The organism is Sediminibacterium roseum, from assembly GCF_009939005.1.
GTDB lineage: Bacteria > Bacteroidota > Bacteroidia > Chitinophagales > Chitinophagaceae > Sediminibacterium > Sediminibacterium roseum.
The window spans coordinates 1,442,458-1,461,968 of record NZ_JAACJS010000015.1 but is presented as its reverse complement, the minus strand read 5'-3'; the positions used below and the strand labels follow the sequence as shown (position 1 = coordinate 1,461,968).

Below are 19,511 nucleotides of genomic sequence, written 5' to 3'. Positions count from 1 at the left end.
AACCGAAACCAGCTATGAAAATCAAATCCACCCCTGTAAAGCTGCGCGCGATGGCCGTGCTGGTTTTTCTCGCGCTGACGGGTGCGGCCCATGCACAAACAGGAAAATTCATCCGGTTCACATCCGCCCATTCCATGTTCCCCGATACATTACGGAAGGATGGATATACCTACAACGGAAAATTTTTTGATGCGGCCACTCACTACAGTGATAGCAGCGTGCTCATCTATGTACCTTCTTATTTTTCGCCAAAAGAAAAAACAAACCTGGTTTTCTGGTTTCATGGATGGGGAAACAACATCGACACGGCTTGCAGGCAGTTCCAGCTCACCGAACAATTTGAAGCATCAGGGCGCAACGCTGTTTTTGTTTTTCCCGAAGGGCCAAAAAACGCTTCAGACAGCTATGGCGGAAAACTGGAGCAGTCACAGGTTTTCCAGGCGCTGGTAAAAGACGTGGGGGAGAAACTGCAGGAACACGGCATCCTTCCAAAGAAAAAATTCTTATTGGATCAATTTGATATTTCCCTTGCGGGCCACAGCGGCGCATACCGCGTTATCAGCCGCATCATCAACAAAACACCCGTGCGCGAAGTGATCCTGTTTGATGCGTTGTACGGCGGCAACGATGCTTTCCTGGCCTGGTTGTCTGATGCGGATCACCGCTTCATCAATATTTATACAAAGGATGGCGGTACTTACGACAACAGCCTGCTGGTTGCAAAGACCATAACGGAGGCAAACATTCCCTTGCTTTTGGTGAAAGAAGAAGAGGTAGACGATAACCTGCTGCGCAATAAGAAAGTAGTGATGTTCAGCAGCAAGGGTCACAACGAGGTGATCACACACAACCGGAACTGGGAAAGGTTTTTGAGAACAGGCAATTAAAATTTGGGACAGCGTATTCCCCTTGTGTCCGGCGGCCTGCGCTGGTAGATCAGCGACAGCTCAAACCCGCCGCGCATATTGGTGCCTGCCTTGAGATCGCTTGTATTTACGTCGTAGGATACACCGATGCGCAGGTCGCCGATCTCGGTGCCCAGGTAAGGGATGATGGCATCTTTGTAACGGATCCATGCACCTGCGTAAAAGCTGGTGGCGTCGGCTACTTTTCTTTCATAAATACCGCCGAGCAAAACTTCGCTGGCGCTTGACTGTGTGCTGTAAAACCCGCTCACGTGAATGTTGCTGTAAGGGTTCAACTCAAAAGACCCGCCGCTGTGTATTGTGATACGGGGCTGGAGCAAAAACAACGCGCCGGTAAACTGTTGTTTGGGGCGGTTGATATGGTAAGCGCTTGCGCCGAGGTAATAATAATTTTTTTCCGATGAGGTGCCCGAATACAAAATGCCCGCATTCACATCGATGTATTTCAGGTTCAGTTCATTGCCGCTGAAGAACTCGGATGTTACCCCCGTAAAACCATTGCTGGTGATCTGGTCTGCAAACGTAAGCTTGGCCGTATTGATCAGCATATTTGCATAGGTAACCTGGAAGCCGCCCCCGATCTGCGACGTTCCATCCTCATCGAGCCCTTTGTGGAAAGCGGTTCCGATACTCCCGTAATTAAACCCTACCGCACCGTTGGCGCTTTTGTCTGTATACCCCATAAGACCCACCCCCCAGGTATCGGTAGAAGGGATGTTCTTGCCCATGACATGAAAATCTACGGAAACGGTCTTGGTTTCAAAGGCGCGATCGATCACCTGCCATTGGTTCTTGTAATTTCCCGTGGCGCGGATGGTTCCATCAAACTTGCCGATGAAGGCCGGTGATAAGGTAAGGGGTGATGAGAAGAACTGCGAGAAATGCGGATCCTGTGCAGACACAACGCCGGCCAATGAACACAAGCAGCAAAGCAGGATCAGTTTTCGCATAAAAGGTGATACCGAATGTACGTGAAACTGGCGAGCTAAGCTGCTTCCGCCCAAAAATATACGGGCTCTTAACGAATCGTTTGCAAATTTTGTTACGACTGCATTTTGGTGCCAAAAGCAAGGTCGCCCGCATCGCCCAGCCCGGGAACGATGTAGCCTTTCGCCGTAAGCTCGTCGTCGATATCGCCGCACCAGATCTTGGTGTCCACCCCGCATTCGCGTTTGATGAACTCGATCCCTGTTGTGCAGGCGATGGCCACCACTACATGAATATCGGCCGGCGTGCCTTCGCTGCGCATGTACTGAATGGTTTTTACGATAGAGGAGCCCGTGGCGAGCATCGGGTCGCTGATGATGATCACCCGGTTATCAAGCACCGGGCAGCTCATGTATTCGAGACTGATCTCGAAAGACCCGTCGCGGTGGTGCTTGCGGTACGCAGAAATAAAAGCGTTGTCTGCCTTGTCGAAATAATTCAGCATCCCGTTGTGCAGTGGCAATCCTGCCCGCAGGATGGTGGCCAGCACAGGCTGCGCATCCAGCACCTTGCTTTCGTGTATGCCAAGCGGTGTAGGCGTTTCAACCGTTTTCCATGGCAGTTGCTTGCTGATCTCGTACGCAGCGATCTCCCCGATGCGCTCCAGGTTGCGGCGGAAACGCAGGCGATCGTGCTGAACATTCACATCTCTTAATTCTGATACCCAGTTAGAGACAAGGCTGTGTTGGTCGCTTAAGTTAACTATCATGGAAAAAGGTTCTGGTTTGCGGCAAAACTAAATTCTAATGATTGGAATGGGAAATTTACTTTCTTCCCCCGCGCCTTTTTGAGATTGTTAAATTTTTTGGGACAGAGGTTCCTGCGGCGCAGGCAAGGCGCGCGCGGATGGGTCAAACGCTTAACTTTAACCAGCCAAAACAATCACCATGAAAAAGATCCTGTGCCTGGTCATTTTGTCCGCCACATTCTTTGCCTGCAAAGACGATCCTAAAAAAGACAAGAAGTTCGATACTGTATCCTACGAAAAAGCGAAAGAAACGCTTGCTGAAAAGGAAAAGAACAATCCGGTAAAATTCATACAGGTAGACAACCGGGACCGTAAGAACCTGATCGGGCAAACCGTAGTGATCGGGCACCTGACCAACAATGCGAAACTCTGTACCTACAAGGATGTTGACCTCAAACTTTCATTCTTCAGCAAAACAGGCGTGAAGCTCGACGAGGGCATCGAAACCATTTACGAGACCATAGCGCCCGGCAAAACGATCAAATTCAAAACCAAATATTTTACACCCAAGGGAACCGACAGTGTGTTTGTTGCCGTGGTGAAGGCAACAGGAGAAGCGCCGGAGGGAAAATAGTTTCAGTAGCGTTCAAACTATTTTACAAATTCAAATTTATCCCCGTCGAACAGCCCTTTATCGCTCAGTTTCAAATGCGGGATCACGAGCAGCGCCATAAAACTCAGCGTCATGAAAGGCGCCGCCAGTGGTGAGCCGAGCGTTTTGGCCATGGCGTCTATAGAGGTGTAGGCTTCTGCAACGGCAAAACCATCACCGGCGCTCATCAATCCCGCAACAGGCAGGCCGAGTACTTCCTGCGATGTTTTGTTTACACAGCTCACACCGCCTTTTTCCCTGATCACAAGGTTGATGGCCTTTGCAAGGCTTTCATCGTCAACGCCCACCGCAACAATATTATGGCTGTCGTGCGCAACCGACGACGCGATCGCCCCTTCCCTGAACCCGAAATTCCTGATGAAACATTTTGCTACCGGCGCATTGTGGTAGCGGTTTACCACTACCATTTTTAAAATATCCTGCGCAACATCGCTCACCCATTCGCCGTTTTCATTTTTGCCCGGGAGATCAAGTCTGTTGGTGATGAGCTGGCCGTCGAGCGCCTCCATAACGGGTATTCTTCCCTGTGATGAGGGGTATTCATTTGTTTTGATGGCAAGTTGTGCAGTGCCCACTTCATCGCATTCAAATTGATTGATGGGAGAAATGGCAACGGGTGCGATGAATGTTTTTCCGTCTTCTGCCACCAGCCGGCCATCGATGTAGGTCTGGTGAATTTTAAAATCAACAAGATCTTCCGCCACAATAAAATCCGCCGCATCACCCTCGCGCAGCAGGCCTATGCCGAGGTTGTAATGCAGCACAGGATTGATGCAGGCCGCACGCAGCACATGGAATACATCCATCCCCTTGGCTATCGCCCTTGCGCAAAGCTGGTTGATGTGGCCGGCCGTTAAACTGTCGGGGTGCTTGTCGTCGCTGCAGAACATGATCATTTTCGGATGGTCTTCCAGCAATCCGATCAGCGCCTCAAAATTCTTAGCGGCGCTTCCTTCCCTGATCAGGATCTTCATGCCGTGTTCGAGTTTGTCAAGCGCCTCTTCCGCAGTAAAGCATTCATGATCGGTTGATATGCCTGCTTCGATGTATTGTTTTGCCTGCCCGCCGCGTAAACCGGGTGCATGGCCGTCAACGGGTTTGCCTGCCTTGTGCGCCGATGCAATTTTTTTCATCACTTCTTCGTCTTTGAACAACACACCGGGGAAATTCATCATTTCGCTCAGGTATTTGATTTCGTCTTTTGCAAGCAATGCTTTTACATCGTCGCTGTTCAGCGATGCGCCCGCTGTTTCAAACACCGTGGCGGGTACACAGCTTGGCGCGCCGAAGTTGAATTTGAAAGGAACCTGTTTGCCGTTTTCGATCATGAATTCAACGCCTTTCATTCCGCATACATTGGCGATCTCGTGCGGATCGCTCACCGTTCCCACGCTGCCGTGTAAAACCGCAATGCGCGCAAACTCGCTGGGCACCAGCATGCTGCTCTCTATGTGAACATGGCTGTCTACAAACCCGGGCAGGATAAATTTACCGATTGAAGATGCTCCGTCACCGATTTTTGTGATGGAGCGGATGATGCCGTTTTCAACAACAATTTCTGCGGAATAGATGTTTTTCTTCCACACATCAACAAGATTGCCGGTAAGGGTAAAGGATGCGTTCTGCATATAATATCTTAAATGATGTTTAAATTGAGCCTCCTTTCACAGCGCCGCTGTAAAACGGGTTACATTTGCAACCAACAACGAAAGTAAGTATATGAAAAAAATTTTCGCAGGATTGTTTTTAGTACTCAGCAGTTTTGCCGCACAATCGCAAACGGTTGACGAGATCATTTCAAAATACGAGGCCGCTGCCGGTGGCAGGGAAAAACTGGAAGGCGTTAAACAGCTCGAGGTGATCAGCAATGTGCGCATCGGTATGATGGGACAAAACATCGATCTTCCCCTTACGCTGGTTCGTGAAAAAGGAAAACTGTTTCGCCGCCAGGTGAGTGGCATCATGGGTATGGGTGATAGCTTTACGATGATCACTGATACATCAGGCAACTTATACATCCCGGGTATGCGCAATTTTGGCGGCCCTGGTGGTGGCGGATTTGGCGGCGGCGGCGGAAGGGATGGCCGTGGCGGTGGTGGTGAGAACGGTGCGCAACTTACACGCATGACTCCCGAGGAGGTTGCTGCGCAACAGTATGAACTCGATTGCGCCGGTGCTTTTCCCGAGCTTGTGAACTATGCCGCAAAAGGACACAAGGCCGAATTGGCAGGAACAGAAAAAATAAGCAAGGTGCCCTGCTACAAAATTAAAATGACATTGAAAACAGGACAGGTGGTTACCTATTACATCGACACCAACACCTTTCTTGTAAAACAAATGGAAACCTCCGGCGATATGGCCGCAAACCTTACCGGTTTCAGAAGCCTGATGCAGGCCTTTGGAAGCAACGTTCCCAAAAACACAAAAGCAACCGTGCTGGTAAAAGAGTATGGCGACTTTAAAGAAATCAAGTTCCCGAGAAAATTGGTATTGAGTTACGGGCCGATCGAATCAGAAGTTGAGAATACCAATATCCAGATCAACGAAGGGCTGGAAGAGAAATGGTATCATCCCAAGCCGTAGCTTTTAGCTCCAGGGAAAAAATAAGAAAAGGATAGGATGCGATTGCATTCTATCCTTTTTTATGATGATAAGGGCAAAGGAAATTATTCCTCATCCAGGAGATCCGGCCGTCTTTCTTTTGTACGTTGCAACGATTGCTCGTGGCGCCACTCTTCCACTTTTTTGGGATCGCCCTGCAGCAGCACTTCGGGAACCTTGTCGCCACGAAAATCTGCGGGGCGGGTGTATACGGGAGGCGCGAGTAGATTGTCCTGGAAAGAATCGAAAAGCGCCGATGTTTCATCGTTCAATACACCCGGCAGCAGCCGGCCGATCGCATCCACCACAACAGCTGCTGCAAGCTCGCCGCCGCTCAACACATAATCGCCGATGGAAATTTCACGCGTTACATAGGTCTGGCGTATGCGTTCGTCGATGCCTTTGTAATGACCGCAGATGATGAGAATGTTTTCTTTCATCGACAACAGGTTCGCTGTTTTCTGGTTGAAAGAAACGCCGTCGGGTGTCATGTAGATGATCTCGTCAAACTTCTTATCCTGCTGCAGTTCGTTGATCGCATTGGCCAGTGGCTCCGGCATCATCACCATGCCTGCGCCGCCGCCAAACTGGTAATCGTCTACCTGCATGTGTTTGTTGATGGCCCATTTGCGCAGGTTATGCGTACGCACCGTAAGCAGTCCTTTCTCCCTTGCACGTTTCATAATGCTGTGGTTGAAAGGGCTCTCCAGTAATTCGGGAACAACGGTGATGATGTCGATGGTCATTTTGCAAAACTAGGCGAAAAAGAACGAACATCGTTCACGCCTGTTGCGGCGGCGCTATTCATCAAAAACAAAAGTAGACACCTGCCGCTTGCGATAGGTGCTGGCCTTACCGCCTACAATAGCGGGCGACCATCTCGGGGCGTTTTTCAGAACGCGGTTCACCTCGTTGCGCACCGCCTGGCTAACCTGCCCCTCGATGTTGATGAGACCGATGCTTCCATCTGCAAGAACATTGAAAGTATATACAACGCGCTGCGTTTTTCCGAAGCGCTCGTAATCCTTTGCCGTCATCTGCGCAACCATGTTCTTGTTGTTGAATGCAGTGTCGAGATAGTGTTTCCATGCACTGTCTCCACCGGGAAAAGTGGCGGGAATATTGCCATCCTGTGCTGCGGCCGCCATGCCGGCGCCGATCATCAGGAAGAACAGGAGAAGAGGTCTCATCTTATGATTTCAAAATTCTTTAATTAACAAGAGATGTAATCGACTGTTTGTGCCTTTTACTTGTTTTGTAACAACCTACTGGTCCATAAATCCACCCAAATCGCGGCGCTCCCTTTTGGTGGGTCTTCCGATCTTGCTCATCCGTTTTCCGGTTTGAAAAACAGCTGCCTGGAACTGGATGCGGTCGAGCTCCTCGGCCGGTGTTATGTCTGTATAAAATTTGATCGCTTCCTGGTATTGTACTCGGTTCTGCAGCAGGCCGGTTACCCTGATCACCCATTTGCGGGCCTCTGTTTTTACTTCGTACTCATCACCCACAGCCACCACGCGCGAAGCCTTTACCGCTGTGCCGTTCATTTTCACTTTTCCTTTGTCGCACGCATCTCCCGCCTGGCTCCGCGTCTTGAACAAACGGATGGCCCAGAGGTATTTGTCGATGCGGAGCTTTTCTTTTTGTTCAGGCATGGGTGTTGAATTTGGAGCCGTACCAAAGCGCTTTACACACTTCCGTACCTAACTGTTTTTCATTTCAGCAAAGAACTGGTGGAAATAAGGTATCGTTTCAATGCCTTTGTAAAAATTAAAGAGATCGTATTTTTCATTCGGGCTGTGCAGGTTATCGCTGTCGAGGCCAAAGCCCATGAAAACGATCTTTATGCCGAGTTCTTTTTCAAACAATGCACAGATCGGAATGCTTCCTCCGCCGCGTACGGGTATCGGGTCCTTTCCAAAAGTTGCATGTATGGCTTTTGCCGCCGCTTTGTATGCGTTCGAATCGATCGGCGTCATATAGGGTTCGCCGCCATGGTGCTCTTCCGCTTTTACGGTAACGCCTGCCGGTGCGATGCTTTTGAAATAGCTGAGGATCTTTTCCGTCATCTTAACCGACGACTGGTTGGGAACCAGCCTGCAGGAGATCTTTGCAAACGCTTTTGATGGCAAAACTGTTTTTGCGCCTTCTCCTGTATAACCGCCCCATATGCCATTCACCTCCAATGTAGGGCGTATGCCCGTTCTTTCATTGGTGGTATAGCCTTTTTCGCCCCAGAGACTGTTGATGCCGAGGTCTTTTTTGTATGCTTCTTCGTCGAACGGAGCCTGTGCCATTTTTGCCCTTTCTTCGGGGGTTGACTCCACAACATCGTCGTAAAAACCCGGGATGGTGATGTGGTTGTTTTCATCGTGGCAGGATGCGATCATTTTGGCAAGCATGGTTACAGGGTTTGCAACTGCGCCGCCATACACGCCGCTGTGCAGGTCGCGGTTAGGGCCGGTTACCTCAACCTCGATGTAGCTCAACCCGCGCACGCCGATATCTATCGACGGTGTTTCCATGCTTAACATGGAAGTATCGCTGATGAGGATCACATCTGCTTTCAGCAGTTCTTTGTTGGCCTTAACAAATGTGGCCAGGTTCGGGCTTCCCACTTCTTCTTCGCCCTCGATGCAGAATTTCACGTTGGCCTGCAGGGTATTGGTGCGGGTCATTGTTTCCAATGCCTTCACGTGCATGTAGAATTGCCCTTTGTCGTCGCAGGAACCGCGTGCATATATTTTCCCGTCTTTGATCACCGGATCAAAAGGGCCGCTGTTCCAGAGTTCGAGCGGGTCGGCGGGCTGAACGTCGTAATGCCCGTACACCAGTATGGTAGGTTTGGAAGGATCGATGATCTTTTCTCCATACACAACCGGGTGACCGTCGGTTGGATAGATGGTTACGGTATCGGCGCCTGCTTCCAGCAAACGCTGTTTAACCGCTTCGGCGCAACGCGTCATATCATCTTTGTGCTCACTGCGCGCACTTACACTTGGTATGCGCAACAGATCGAGCAACTCATTTAAGAAACGATCCTTGTTTTGTTCCTGGTATTCTTTCCAAGCCTTCATTGTTTCAAATTTAGGGTGCAAAGATAAGCGGTTCGCTGTTAGCTGCATGCGTTGCAGCCTCGTTTTGGGGAGTCAATGCTTTCTTACTGTACCGGTGCATTCAGGCTATGAACCTACAATCGGTGTTTCTCGTTCGAAATAATATCCTTTAAGGTCCATTCCATTCTTGCTTTCATGGGTTGCTGGCGAACGGGGCAGTCGTTTTTGGTGCAGATGGTGCAACTGAAGGGGAGGCAGCCATCGGTATGCACAAACAGTTCGATGGCATCGCCGAAATTGTTTTTGATGAGCAGTTCCAGTTCATCGATCTCCAGGTGTGCCTCGTGAACATTCAGGTACCAGGGCACGGTAAGGTGGCAATCAATGTGCAGCAGCGGTCCGTATTTGATCACGCGTAAATTGTGAAGGTCTATCCAGTTGGCGCGCCGGTGTTCGTTAAGAACGGTGATGAAGCGGTTGAGCAATTGCATATCGGCCTCATCCATAATCCCGGCAAGCGAGGCGCGGATGATCTTGTAACCATTATAAACGATAAATACCGCCATGCCTAAGGCAATCACGCGGTCGAGCCAGTACATATCGGTAACCAGTATCACAACAAGCCCTGCAATGATGCCAAGTGTTGAATAGGTATCTACCTGCAAATGCTTTCCACTCGCCTGCAAGGCGAGCGATGTGTTTTTTTTGCCGATGCGGTAACAGATCGTACCCGCGATGAAATTGATCACCGCGGTAATGCCCACCAGTATCAAACCGGTATCCAGTTTCTGGATGGGGTTGTTCTGCAGGAAATTGATCACTGTTTCATAAATGATCATGATGCCCGCAGCAACGATCAGCGCACCTTCAACCGCGGCTGAAACAAATTCTGCTTTCCCATGCCCATAAGGATGATCGATGTCGCGCGGCTTGCCAGCCACATACAAACTATATAGGCCGATGAATCCTGCTATCACATTCACAATGCTTTCCAGCGCATCCGTTAAAATGGCGAGTGAGTGCGTAAACTGGTAGGCGATGATCTTTGTGAGGAACAACACCACGCTCAGGACCGTGATCCAAAGCTGTACGCGGAAATTTTGTCTGGAAGCCTGCATCGTGGGAAAGCCTTTGGCTGCTAGCTTTTAGCGCTAGCGTTCTTTTGAGTTAGGGTGCAGCCATTATCAGATCAACTCAATGGTATAATTGATCGGGCAATGTTTTGCAAGCATGGCAGATACGCCGCAATATTTTTCCTGCGATAAGGATACGGCGCGTTTTACTTTGTCGAGGTCCTCTTCTTTTGCATCCACTTTGTAAACCATTTCAATCGATTTGTAAACTTTCGGATGCTCTTCTGTCTGCTCCGCTTCGGCTTCTATCTCGAGTTTGGTAAATGCCACTTTCATTTTCTTCAATACTTCCACTACATCCATTCCGCTGCAGGCGCTCAAGGCGCCGAGCACCATTTTTTTCGGGTTCATACCGCTGCCCAACCCGCCGCCTTCTACAGACGTATCAATACGAACGGTGTGGCCGCTATCTGCTGTTGCGTCGAAGGCTAGGGCCTCGACCCATTTTGTTGTCGTTTTCATAAGCTTTTGTTTTGTGTTGGTGATCCATAGTACATCGGCTATGAACCATCGTCCAAAAATTTACATCTCAAGACGCCTGCCCACAAAATCCCAGTTCACCACGTTCCACCAGTTGTTGATGTAGTCGGGGCGTTTGTTCTGGTATTTGAGATAGTAAGCGTGTTCCCAAACATCGAGGCCCAGCAATGGGGTGCCTTTTACTTCGGCAACATCCATGAGCGGGTTGTCCTGGTTGGGGGTTGAGGATACAACGAGTTTTTTATCGGGCGTCATCACCAGCCATGCCCATCCGCTGCCGAAACGGTTCTTGCCCGCATCGGTGAACTGTGTTTTGAACGCTTCGTATGAACCAAAATGCTGGTTGATCGCCGCGGCCAGTTTTCCCTGCGGAACACCTGCTATCCCGGGTTTCATGCATTGCCAGAACAGCTCGTGGTTGTAATGCCCGCCACCGTTGTTGCGCAGTTTGGCGGAATATTTTGAAACATTGCGAAGAAGATCTTCCAGTTTGTTTGCGTTTGTATCAATCTTTTTTTCGGCCAGTTCATCCGCAAGGTTTTTTGCGTAGGCCGCGGCGTGTTTGCTGTAGTGGATCTCCATCGTCATCGCATCGATCACCGGTTCAAGCGCCGTATATGGGTAGGGCAGGGGTTGTTGTGCGAAAGAAGTTTCAACCGTTAAGGGCCCCGCAGTTACCAGCGAAGGTAAAATGGTGGAAGCAATGGCCGCGCCAATGCCGGCTTTGCCCGTGGTTTTGATAAACGCGCGGCGACTGTTGTCATGGTTATTCATACAATAAGATTTAGGATGATTTTTTACCGAACCTAAAATTAGCCAAAAATCTCCGCAATACTTTGAAAGTGCGGTAATAGAATTCCTGGTTAAATAATTGTGAATCGCGCATCGCCTTAAAGGTGAGAAAGATGCCTATCGGTATGAGGATGAATGTAGAGAGCCACATACCCGCAAATGCGCTTGTTTGCTCGGATTTCACAAACTTTTCGCCAAACGTGTTGAAGAGGTGGAAGATCACAAAGAACACGATCGCAAATACCAGCGGCAATCCCAACCCCCCTTTGCGTATGATGGACCCCAGCGGTGCGCCGATCAGCAGCAATACAAGACAGGCCGCCGAAAGCGTAAGCTTCCTGTGCCATTCGATCTCGTGGTAACGCATCGATTTCATCTTTTCGTTGTAATCCGTTACCAGAACGCTGATATTGCCTTTTGTTGTGGCGATCAACCCCTGTGCGCTGTTGGCAAAATCCGATTTCAGCGAGTCGGGTACTAGTTCGTTGAATGATTTTACTTTCCTGATCCTGGCAGTGTCAACTTTTGTCCACCCTGTATCGATATACCGCAGAAAGCGGAAATACGGAGCCAGCTCGCGTGAGGTTCGTTGTTTGTACAACGTGTCTTTGTTCTGCAAGGAATCGATGGCGTAATTCAACTGGCGTATGCTCAGCATCCTGGGGTCGTAGAAGGAGCTGTCGCCGGTTCGCTCCAATCCAAACCCGCGCATATCCAGCAGCTTTTTGTATTCTTTGAAATGGGTGCGGGTAAATTCTGTATTCGTTGTGCCGCGCGCGCCTTTCTCTTCGTAGCGCCAGCCGTTCCTTAAAATGAATTCAAGGAATTTATTGTCCCTGCCCACACGCATCACACCACGTTCGGCCATCAGCATATTGTCTTGCAGCCCAACGCCGGGTTTCTTCTCAAATATGATCACATCGTGAATGATGGTGTCGTTCTTTTCTTTTTTGCCAAGCTTGATGACATAGCCATCGATCTTATCATAAAAAACGCCTTCCTTGATATCCATCGCGGGTTTGGTGCGGATGATGTCGTATTTGAGGGTAGACAACTGCAGGTTGGAATACGGTATGATGTTATTGGCAAAAAGGAAGGCGCATCCGCTGATGAAAACAGTAACGATCACCAGTGGCCGCATGAAACGCGACAACGGGATACCGGCTGCTTTGATGGCAACAAGTTCGAAGCTTTCTCCCAGGTTGCCAAAACTCATGATGGAAGAGAACAGCAGCGCGAGCGGCAATGCCAGCGGAACGCAGGTGATGGCCACAAAGCCAACCAGTCTTAAAATGGTAAAAAGGTCAAGGCCTTTCCCTACAAAATCGTCGATCCACAACCAGAAGAACTGCATGGTAAGAACAAAAAGGGAAATGGCAAATGCACCGATGAAAGGGCCGATAAACGAACGGATGATGAGTATATCAAGTTTTTTTATCACTTTGTCCTTTCTTAATATTGTTTGATGAGCCCTGCAAAAGTAACGCTTTCGCCAAAGGAACTCGAATTGGTGAACAATAGTGATTGGATTTTAACAAAGAACGCCATCATAGGCAAAGTGTACACGCTTTTCGGGGAACTTAGCCAGGCGTATACGGCACAACTGAAAGAACAATCCTTTAACGCCCGCGGCGTCGATCTTGCTTCGGCCAAGATCGCAAAAGGCGACCAGTACGAGGGGCTGCCGTGGGTAATGCTCGACCAGCCGCGGCATTTTACACATACAGACACATTCGCCATCCGCAGTTTTTTCTGGTGGGGAAATTTCTGCAGTATTACGCTGCAGTTATCCGGGCGTTTTGCGGAACAATATGGCCCGGGTGCTTTGAACTATTTTGCGAACAAACCTTCGGAGGGCTGGTACACCTGTATTAATGGGGATGCCTGGCAACATCATTTCCGCGCAGACAATTATGTGCCGGTAACTGAAGGCACTGCACTCCGGTTCGAAGAAAGGCCTTTCATCAAACTTGCTAAAAAGATCCCGCTCACAGACTGGCACGCATTGCCTGAATTTTATGAGCGTTCTTTTGCAGAGATCCTGGAAGCGCTTCGTTTTGAATGATGTGTTGGTCGAGGAAACAAAAAAGCGATGTGGGAACAAACCGCACATCGCTTACTGGTATTTTTATCATGATCTGATACCGCGGGCGCTTACGCTCCTCCCAGCCTGTGAAACAGGTCCTTGATCTGGTAACCCCAAAGCTGGCTCTGGTCTTTGATCTCGTTTTTCTCGGCAAAATCTTTGATCACGAGGATCGTTTGGTTTGAGATCTCCGTTTTTTCTATGCGGAACTCGAAATATTCGTTTTTATCGCTGTGCTGCCAGTGAAAGCGGATGAATTTATCTTCTTCTTTGTCGAGAACATCGGCCTTATCCGGTGTTCCCCCGTTCCATGAAAAGCTGTAAACATTCTCCCATTCGTCAACTTTATCTGCGAACCATTCCTGTAAACCTGCGGGCGTGGCTAAAAATTCGTATAAAATGGTTGGTGAACATCTGACTGGAAACTCTAACGTAAATAGTTGCTTCTTACTCATTACAATCTCTTTTACTTACGAGCAATCGCTTTCGTAAGCCTGCAATAATATTAAATAATCCTTCGCTTCCAAATGTTTTTTTGACAATGGCATACCGTTCGGATGAATTATTAAAGGAGGCTAAAAAATATCCATGTTAAAACATTGTTTTTCAATTGGTTGCACAAAAATCTTTTTTTTGATAAGTTTTCGGAATTTGTTAAATTGCTCTACGGGTGATCGTGTGGCGTATTGTTTTTTCTGAGTGGCCCAACCACCGCGGTTTTTTACCATAACTACTATACAACCAAAACTGTTTATTATGAGTATGCGCCAACTCAAAATAACGAAGTCTATTACCAACCGCGAGTCGCAAAGTCTCGACAAATACCTGCAGGAAATAGGGAAAGTAGAGCTCATCAAACCTGATGAAGAGGTGCAGCTTGCGATGCGCATCCGGGAGGGCGACCAGTTGGCGCTCGACAGGCTCATCAAGGCCAATCTCCGTTTCGTGGTGTCTGTTGCCAAGCAGTACCAGAACCAGGGGCTCACGCTCCCCGACCTCATCAACGAGGGCAATCTCGGCCTGATCAAAGCCGCATTGCGTTTTGATGAAACGCGTGGTTTCAAATTCATCTCCTATGCCGTATGGTGGATCAGGCAAAGCATCCTGCAGTCGCTCGCCGAACAGAGCCGCATTGTTCGTTTGCCTTTGAACAAGGTGGGATTGACCAACCGCATCAGCAGGGCCTACCAGCAACTGGAGCAGGAATACGAACGCGAACCAACACCGGAGGAACTCGCCACTTTATTAGACATCAGCATAGAAGAAGTTACGGCCACCATGAGCGTGGGTTTTCGCCATGTAAGCATGGATACACCGCTGTCGGAAGGCGAAGACGGTACGCTTATGGACATGATGGAAAACCCCAATGCCGAGCGCACCGATGAACAGCTGGTTCACCACGAATCGCTGCGGATGGAGATCGAACGGAGCCTGCAGACGCTTACCGACAGGCAGAAAGATGTGGTTTGTTATTTTTTCGGCATCGGCATCGACCACCCGCTAAGCCTCGAGGACATCGGCGAGCGGTTTCACCTCACGCGAGAAAGGGTGAGGCAGATCAAAGACAAAGCCATCAACAAGTTGAGGAGCACAAACCGGTCGAAACATTTGAGATTCTATTTGGGATAGTTTTTCTGCATACCCCCGTCTTCTCTGCCAGGAAGAGCGTTTGGGGATTTAATGGGCGCCGGGGTCTTCCGTGACGTCTTTATTTGAAAACAAGAACGCAGGTTTGCAGGGGTAAACGCTATCCCGGCCGCTACTTTGTGCGGCGGGGAGGGGCCGGTGGGAGCGTAAATCCCTATATTTGCGGTCCTTATTTTGAAAGACTGAAACAAGCGAACCATGTTTAATTCCCTCAGTGAAAAACTCGAATCCGCGTTTAAAAACCTCAAAGGCGAAGCGCGGATCAACGACCTCAATATTGCCAATACGGTAAAAGACATTCGCCGCGCATTGATCGATGCCGACGTGAACTTCAAGATCGCAAAAGAGTTTACCGATAAAGTAAGAGAGAAAGCAACCGGTGAAAAAGTGATCAACGCCATCAGTCCCGGGCAGTTGATGGTGAAAATTGTGCAGGATGAGCTCACCGAACTGATGGGCGGTTCAGAGGCGCAATTCAACGTAACGGGTAATCCCGCAATCATTCTGATTGCAGGTTTGCAGGGTAGTGGTAAAACAACTTTCACAGGTAAACTTGCGAATTATCTAAAGACCAAAAAAGCAAAATCCGTTTTGCTCGTGGCTGCGGATGTGTATCGCCCGGCGGCGATCGACCAGCTGACTGTTTTGGCAGGGCAGGTGGGTGTAGATGTATACAGCGAGCCGGAAAACAAAAACCCGGTGGAGATCGCGCAGAATGCGATCAAAGAAGCAAAGACCAGGAACAAGAACGTGATCATCATCGATACCGCGGGCCGATTGGCTGTTGACGAGGTGATGATGACCGAGGTTGCCAATATCAAGGCCGCCGTTAACCCTGCGGAAATCCTTTTCGTAGTGGATTCAATGACGGGGCAGGATGCGGTAAATACCGCGAAAGCGTTCAACGACCGGCTTGATTTTACCGGTGTTGTGCTTACCAAACTGGATGGTGATACAAGGGGAGGTGCGGCATTGTCGATCAAATACACGGTAAACAAACCGATCAAGTTTGTGAGCAGCGGGGAAAAGATGGATACGCTGGATGTATTCTATCCCGACCGTATGGCGCAGCGTATCCTCGGGATGGGCGATATCACCAGCCTGGTAGAAAAAGCACAGGCCCAATACGACGAAGCCGAGGCTAAAAAACTTGAGAAAAAGATCCGCAAGAACCAGTTCGATTTCCAGGATTTTATGGACCAGTTGCAGCAGATCAAAAAAATGGGTAACCTGAAAGACCTCATGGGAATGATACCGGGTGTGGGAAAAGCCATGAAAGACATCGACATCAAAGACGATGCATTCAAAGGCATAGAAGCGATGATCAGTTCGATGACGCCTTTTGAAAGGGCAAACCCCGATTCGCTCACGCCATCGCGCAAGCAAAGGATCGCCAGGGGCAGCGGCAAAGACATCGCCGAGATCAACGCTTTTATGAAGCAGTTTGAACAGATGAAACAGATGATGAAAATGATGAACAACATGCCGATGGGAAGGATGCCGGGGTTGAGGAGATAAAAAATTTCTGTATAAACTTTTAATAGGGAGCCGATGATCATCGGCTCCCTATTTTTTGGAATTCTGATGCAGCCTTAAATTGGAAACGGAATCATCATTTCTCCTTGTTAAAACCAACCGTAAAATCAAAAACTTCGGTAATTTTACTTCGCTTTGAAAACGACGATCTTCATTCTTTTTCTTTTACTGGGCAGCCACCATGCCCGTTCGCAAACGATCGCGACCGTTGATGCCATGGAGCAGCGGAAGAAAGGGTGCCTCGAGGGAAATGAGCCGGGGCGCTCGCAGCTTTTTTGTATCGGCCGGTATAAAGACCAGTTGGATAGCCTGATGCAGGTGGTGTACCAGAAACTAAACGACCGTGCATCCGTATCGTACCAGCAGATCTTGCGGAAAGAGCAGGCCGACTGGCTCGAAAAAAGAATGGCCAACGATGCGGCCACCGATACCCTTAAGAAAGAGGGCTTGAACGATGCCGCGCTCCGTATTTACAGGTACGACCGTAGAACGGAGTTTCTCCGTGATCGCGTGAAATACCTGATCGGCAAACTGTAAGTGCCGGTACCAATAGCAGCGGTGCGATGCAACCATCTGCTGCAATACAACAATTACCAGTTCAAACATGGTTATGGCGCGGCAGAAAATAATTTTTCCTTTTCTTCTGATCTGTTTCTCTGCAAACACATCGCAGGCGCAATCTTATGCAGACATTGAACGGTTTGAAAAGGAGGAGAAAAGTTGCCTGGATACAAGCCGCGCGAAGACCGGTTGCGTGGTGCTTTTCAAAAAGCAGATGGACAGCCTTTTAGCGGTTGCTTACAACGGCCTTTTGAATACAGGCACAGGAAGCGAAAGGGAAGGGATCGTAAAGGAACAGGCTGCGTGGCTGGAGCAGCAAAAGGAGTTCAACCAAAGAACCGACGAGCAGTACAACCTCGAAGTAACCGAAAAAGACTTTGGCGAAATCGCGGCAACGATGGTTTTGAGCGAAAAGGCAGATTTTGTTCGGGATAGGGTGAAAAACCTCCTCGAAAGGCAAAAACGCTCCGCGCGGACGGCGCATTAGGATTTTTCTAACAAATAGTTCAGGCAGAAACTTGGTCGAAACGGGTTTTCGGGTTAGTTTTGCCGTCCGATTATTCTTAGTCGGGTTAACCAAATTCCTAACGTTAAATATCTATTTAACATGGCAGTAAAAATGAGATTACAGCGCCACGGAAGCAAAAAACGTCCATTCTACTTTATCGTAGTGGCCGATGCACGTGCGCCAAGAGATGGTAAGTTTATCCAGAAAGTGGGAACTTACAACCCGCTTACAGTTCCGGCAACCATTCAGCTCGATCGTCAGAAAGCGCTGGAGTGGCTGAACAAAGGTGCTCAACCTACCGACACTGTACGCCGAATTCTCTCTTTCAAGGGAGTATTGTACCTGAAACACCTGTTAAGAGGTGTGAAACTGGGATTGTTTGATGAAGCTGCAGCTATGACCAAGTTCCAGACCTGGCACAGCGAACACGAAGCCAACATTACCCGTCGTTCTGATGCCCACAAAGGCGCCCAAAGAGCTAAAAAAGCGTACGTTCCAGTTGTAAAAAAAGTGGAAACCGCTCAACCGGAACCAACCCCGGAAGCTGCTGAAGGAACTGCTGAAGAAGCATAACCAGACAGACGTTTACAATATTTCCGACATAAAAGCCCGAAACAAAGATCTTCGGGCTTTTTTATGCGGGTGGGGCCATGGAACGGCAAATCGTGCATGATCTGCCGCGAAAGATTGCCGCAACAAAGTTGGTTACTGTTAACCATTCGCAGTAAAAACATCGCACGCAAAAACATATGACCAATTACATCAACATAGGAAAATTCGTTGCCGCTTTTGGTGTGAAAGGTGACCTGATATTGAAGCATGCATTGGGTAAAAAAACAATGCTCAAAGACATAGAAGCCGTATTTGTGGAAGAGGTAAAGGGTTCGTACCTGCCGTATTTTGTAGAGTCGTCGAAGGCAAAGGACACCGAAGAAACCTATGTGAAACTGGACAGCATCGACACACGCGAGGCAGCTGCGCGGCTGAGCACAAAAAATGTGTGGCTGCCGGAAGAGGATTTCAGGAAGCTCGCGGGAAAATCGGCGCCGATCTCTTTACTCGGTTTCATACTGATCACCGATGAAGAAGAAAATCTTGGCCCGATAGAAGAAGTGATCGAACAACCGCACCAGGTATTGCTGCGTATAGATCTCGACGGGAAAGAAGCGTTGATACCATTGCACGCAGAAACGCTCGACAGGATCGATCACCAGAAAAAAGAAGTACACGTAACATTGCCCGATGGCCTGCTTGACATTTACCGTTAAAAGATCAACATGCGCAACGGCAGCGAAAAAAAGTTTTTTGAATATACCATCGAGGTAACAGCGGCGCACATAGACGGGCTCAACCACGTGAACAACGTTGTATATGTTCAGTGGATGCAGGACGCCGCCGCCCGGCACTGGAACAGCGTATCGCCCGCAGCGGCCGAAGACGAGGTATCCTGGATGGTGCGCAGCCATGAAATAGAATACCTGAACCAGTCGTATCTTGGCGATGTATTGCGGGTGAAGACATGGACCGGTGAGTATTCTGCCGTAACATGGAACCGGCACTACGAGATCGTACGCGCATCGGATGGAAAGAAGATCGTTTCGGCAAGAAGCGTCTGGATCTTGCTTGACAAAACAACGGGCAGGCCAAGGACGATAGATCATAACATCCTGGCCCGCTTTGATGAAGAGGAATTAAAATAAAAAGGCTAATGTTATGCAACAATTGTTGCGTATGTTGTATCATATAGCTGGATCGTTTTATAAAGCGCTACCTGAACTTTGGTTTTGAAGAGCGTGATTTTGTGGAAAAGAGTTTTAACCATTAAAAAGTATGTAGC

The 19,511-nt window shown here is 48.9% G+C and carries 23 protein-coding genes; 11 read left to right on the top strand and 12 right to left on the bottom strand.

Features of this window, described 5'->3' with window-relative positions; all coding sequences use genetic code 11:
- Positions 1-14 precede the first annotated feature (14 nt).
- Entirely contained in the window at positions 15-887 is an 873-nt protein-coding gene (locus tag GWC95_RS17470; RefSeq protein ID WP_161819996.1) for a hypothetical protein, read from the top strand.
- Here GWC95_RS17470 and GWC95_RS17465 read toward each other — a convergent pair.
- Both GWC95_RS17465 and upp read right to left on the bottom strand, forming a co-directional pair.
- A complete protein-coding gene (locus tag GWC95_RS17465; RefSeq protein ID WP_161819995.1) occupies positions 884-1,876 on the bottom strand; it encodes a PorP/SprF family type IX secretion system membrane protein in 993 nt (330 codons plus the stop codon). The genes GWC95_RS17470 and GWC95_RS17465 overlap by 4 nt on opposite strands.
- 92 nt (positions 1,877-1,968) lie before the next feature.
- Positions 1,969-2,622, bottom strand: a complete 654-nt coding sequence (upp, locus tag GWC95_RS17460; RefSeq protein ID WP_161819994.1) for a uracil phosphoribosyltransferase — start codon at positions 2,620-2,622, stop codon at positions 1,969-1,971.
- Positions 2,623-2,800: 178 nt separating this feature from the next.
- Between upp and GWC95_RS17455 the strand changes: the two genes are divergently transcribed.
- Positions 2,801-3,235 (top strand): hypothetical protein, encoded by a 435-nt coding sequence (locus GWC95_RS17455; RefSeq protein WP_161819993.1) that lies wholly within the window; start codon positions 2,801-2,803, stop codon positions 3,233-3,235.
- Between the two features lie 17 nt (positions 3,236-3,252).
- Here the strand turns inward: GWC95_RS17455 and ade are convergent, their stop codons facing one another.
- Complete coding sequence (gene ade / locus GWC95_RS17450) at positions 3,253-4,902, bottom strand: adenine deaminase (protein WP_161819992.1); 1,650 nt, start codon at positions 4,900-4,902, stop codon at positions 3,253-3,255.
- A gap of 91 nt (positions 4,903-4,993) precedes the next feature.
- On the opposite strand from ade, the gene GWC95_RS17445 reads away from it, so the two are divergent.
- Complete coding sequence (locus tag GWC95_RS17445; protein WP_161819991.1) at positions 4,994-5,857, top strand: LolA-like protein; 864 nt, start codon at positions 4,994-4,996, stop codon at positions 5,855-5,857.
- A gap of 83 nt (positions 5,858-5,940) precedes the next feature.
- On the opposite strand, the gene trmD is transcribed toward GWC95_RS17445, so the two are convergent.
- From trmD to GWC95_RS17405, 8 genes are all read right to left on the bottom strand, one after another.
- Positions 5,941-6,621: a tRNA (guanosine(37)-N1)-methyltransferase TrmD gene (trmD, locus tag GWC95_RS17440; RefSeq protein ID WP_161819990.1), complete on the bottom strand. Its 681-nt coding sequence runs from the start codon at positions 6,619-6,621 to the stop codon at positions 5,941-5,943.
- 54 nt (positions 6,622-6,675) lie between these two features.
- Complete coding sequence (locus GWC95_RS17435; RefSeq protein ID WP_161819989.1) at positions 6,676-7,065, bottom strand: hypothetical protein; 390 nt, start codon at positions 7,063-7,065, stop codon at positions 6,676-6,678.
- 75 nt (positions 7,066-7,140) lie between these two features.
- Positions 7,141-7,530, bottom strand: coding sequence for an RNA-binding S4 domain-containing protein (locus tag GWC95_RS17430; RefSeq protein ID WP_161819988.1), 390 nt, complete (start codon positions 7,528-7,530; stop codon positions 7,141-7,143).
- A gap of 48 nt (positions 7,531-7,578) precedes the next feature.
- On the bottom strand, positions 7,579-8,952 hold the full coding sequence (locus GWC95_RS17425; protein ID WP_161819987.1) for a dipeptidase: 1,374 nt from the start codon (positions 8,950-8,952) through the stop codon (positions 7,579-7,581).
- Positions 8,953-9,065: 113 nt separating this feature from the next.
- On the bottom strand, positions 9,066-10,049 hold the full coding sequence (locus GWC95_RS17420) for a cation diffusion facilitator family transporter (RefSeq protein ID WP_161819986.1): 984 nt from the start codon (positions 10,047-10,049) through the stop codon (positions 9,066-9,068).
- A 66-nt stretch (positions 10,050-10,115) separates the two neighbouring features.
- Complete coding sequence (locus tag GWC95_RS17415; protein ID WP_161819985.1) at positions 10,116-10,526, bottom strand: OsmC family protein; 411 nt, start codon at positions 10,524-10,526, stop codon at positions 10,116-10,118.
- A gap of 60 nt (positions 10,527-10,586) precedes the next feature.
- On the bottom strand, positions 10,587-11,318 hold the full coding sequence (locus GWC95_RS17410) for a superoxide dismutase (RefSeq protein WP_161819984.1): 732 nt from the start codon (positions 11,316-11,318) through the stop codon (positions 10,587-10,589).
- A gap of 10 nt (positions 11,319-11,328) precedes the next feature.
- Positions 11,329-12,777, bottom strand: coding sequence for an LptF/LptG family permease (locus tag GWC95_RS17405; RefSeq protein WP_161819983.1), 1,449 nt, complete (start codon positions 12,775-12,777; stop codon positions 11,329-11,331).
- Between the two features lie 24 nt (positions 12,778-12,801).
- On the opposite strand from GWC95_RS17405, the gene GWC95_RS17400 reads away from it, so the two are divergent.
- A complete protein-coding gene (locus GWC95_RS17400; protein WP_161819982.1) occupies positions 12,802-13,401 on the top strand; it encodes a hypothetical protein in 600 nt (199 codons plus the stop codon).
- An 89-nt stretch (positions 13,402-13,490) separates the two neighbouring features.
- On the opposite strand, the gene GWC95_RS17395 is transcribed toward GWC95_RS17400, so the two are convergent.
- On the bottom strand, positions 13,491-13,877 hold the full coding sequence (locus GWC95_RS17395) for an START-like domain-containing protein (protein WP_161819981.1): 387 nt from the start codon (positions 13,875-13,877) through the stop codon (positions 13,491-13,493).
- A gap of 307 nt (positions 13,878-14,184) precedes the next feature.
- Between GWC95_RS17395 and GWC95_RS17390 the strand changes: the two genes are divergently transcribed.
- The 7 genes from GWC95_RS17390 (at position 14,185) to GWC95_RS17360 (ending at position 19,374) form a co-directional block, all read left to right on the top strand.
- Positions 14,185-15,051, top strand: coding sequence for a sigma-70 family RNA polymerase sigma factor (locus GWC95_RS17390; RefSeq protein WP_161819980.1), 867 nt, complete (start codon positions 14,185-14,187; stop codon positions 15,049-15,051).
- 216 nt (positions 15,052-15,267) lie between these two features.
- Positions 15,268-16,587: a signal recognition particle protein gene (gene ffh, locus GWC95_RS17385; protein WP_161819979.1), complete on the top strand. Its 1,320-nt coding sequence runs from the start codon at positions 15,268-15,270 to the stop codon at positions 16,585-16,587.
- Between the two features lie 153 nt (positions 16,588-16,740).
- Positions 16,741-17,142, top strand: coding sequence for a lysozyme inhibitor LprI family protein (locus GWC95_RS17380; RefSeq protein WP_161819978.1), 402 nt, complete (start codon positions 16,741-16,743; stop codon positions 17,140-17,142).
- 73 nt (positions 17,143-17,215) lie between these two features.
- Complete coding sequence (locus tag GWC95_RS17375) at positions 17,216-17,653, top strand: lysozyme inhibitor LprI family protein (RefSeq protein WP_161819977.1); 438 nt, start codon at positions 17,216-17,218, stop codon at positions 17,651-17,653.
- 120 nt (positions 17,654-17,773) lie between these two features.
- Positions 17,774-18,247, top strand: a complete 474-nt coding sequence (gene rpsP, locus GWC95_RS20010; RefSeq protein WP_161819976.1) for a 30S ribosomal protein S16 — start codon at positions 17,774-17,776, stop codon at positions 18,245-18,247.
- 176 nt (positions 18,248-18,423) lie between these two features.
- Complete coding sequence (gene rimM, locus GWC95_RS17365; RefSeq protein WP_161819975.1) at positions 18,424-18,942, top strand: ribosome maturation factor RimM; 519 nt, start codon at positions 18,424-18,426, stop codon at positions 18,940-18,942.
- A gap of 9 nt (positions 18,943-18,951) precedes the next feature.
- Positions 18,952-19,374: an acyl-CoA thioesterase gene (locus GWC95_RS17360; protein ID WP_161819974.1), complete on the top strand. Its 423-nt coding sequence runs from the start codon at positions 18,952-18,954 to the stop codon at positions 19,372-19,374.
- The last annotated feature ends 137 nt before the right edge of the window (positions 19,375-19,511 follow it).

Excerpts from the sequence above, each read along its gene's own strand:
- GWC95_RS17410 (WP_161819984.1), bottom strand. The coding sequence starts at position 11,318 with ATGAATAACCATGACAACAGTCGCCGCGCGTTTATCAAAACCACGGGC.
- rimM (WP_161819975.1), top strand. The coding sequence starts at position 18,424 with ATGACCAATTACATCAACATAGGAAAATTCGTTGCCGCTTTTGGTGTG.
- GWC95_RS17420 (WP_161819986.1), bottom strand. The coding sequence starts at position 10,049 with ATGCAGGCTTCCAGACAAAATTTCCGCGTACAGCTTTGGATCACGGTC.
- GWC95_RS17415 (WP_161819985.1), bottom strand. The coding sequence starts at position 10,526 with ATGAAAACGACAACAAAATGGGTCGAGGCCCTAGCCTTCGACGCAACA.
- GWC95_RS17360 (WP_161819974.1), top strand. The coding sequence starts at position 18,952 with ATGCGCAACGGCAGCGAAAAAAAGTTTTTTGAATATACCATCGAGGTA.
- ffh (WP_161819979.1), top strand. The coding sequence starts at position 15,268 with ATGTTTAATTCCCTCAGTGAAAAACTCGAATCCGCGTTTAAAAACCTC.
- rpsP (WP_161819976.1), top strand. The coding sequence starts at position 17,774 with ATGGCAGTAAAAATGAGATTACAGCGCCACGGAAGCAAAAAACGTCCA.
- GWC95_RS17465 (WP_161819995.1), bottom strand. The coding sequence starts at position 1,876 with ATGCGAAAACTGATCCTGCTTTGCTGCTTGTGTTCATTGGCCGGCGTT.
- GWC95_RS17375 (WP_161819977.1), top strand. The coding sequence starts at position 17,216 with ATGGCGCGGCAGAAAATAATTTTTCCTTTTCTTCTGATCTGTTTCTCT.
- trmD (WP_161819990.1), bottom strand. The coding sequence starts at position 6,621 with ATGACCATCGACATCATCACCGTTGTTCCCGAATTACTGGAGAGCCCT.
- GWC95_RS17395 (WP_161819981.1), bottom strand. The coding sequence starts at position 13,877 with ATGAGTAAGAAGCAACTATTTACGTTAGAGTTTCCAGTCAGATGTTCA.
- GWC95_RS17430 (WP_161819988.1), bottom strand. The coding sequence starts at position 7,530 with ATGCCTGAACAAAAAGAAAAGCTCCGCATCGACAAATACCTCTGGGCC.
- GWC95_RS17400 (WP_161819982.1), top strand. The coding sequence starts at position 12,802 with ATGAGCCCTGCAAAAGTAACGCTTTCGCCAAAGGAACTCGAATTGGTG.
- GWC95_RS17455 (WP_161819993.1), top strand. The coding sequence starts at position 2,801 with ATGAAAAAGATCCTGTGCCTGGTCATTTTGTCCGCCACATTCTTTGCC.
- GWC95_RS17425 (WP_161819987.1), bottom strand. The coding sequence starts at position 8,952 with ATGAAGGCTTGGAAAGAATACCAGGAACAAAACAAGGATCGTTTCTTA.
- GWC95_RS17470 (WP_161819996.1), top strand. The coding sequence starts at position 15 with ATGAAAATCAAATCCACCCCTGTAAAGCTGCGCGCGATGGCCGTGCTG.
- upp (WP_161819994.1), bottom strand. The coding sequence starts at position 2,622 with ATGATAGTTAACTTAAGCGACCAACACAGCCTTGTCTCTAACTGGGTA.
- ade (WP_161819992.1), bottom strand. The coding sequence starts at position 4,902 with ATGCAGAACGCATCCTTTACCCTTACCGGCAATCTTGTTGATGTGTGG.
- GWC95_RS17445 (WP_161819991.1), top strand. The coding sequence starts at position 4,994 with ATGAAAAAAATTTTCGCAGGATTGTTTTTAGTACTCAGCAGTTTTGCC.
- GWC95_RS17390 (WP_161819980.1), top strand. The coding sequence starts at position 14,185 with ATGCGCCAACTCAAAATAACGAAGTCTATTACCAACCGCGAGTCGCAA.
- GWC95_RS17435 (WP_161819989.1), bottom strand. The coding sequence starts at position 7,065 with ATGAGACCTCTTCTCCTGTTCTTCCTGATGATCGGCGCCGGCATGGCG.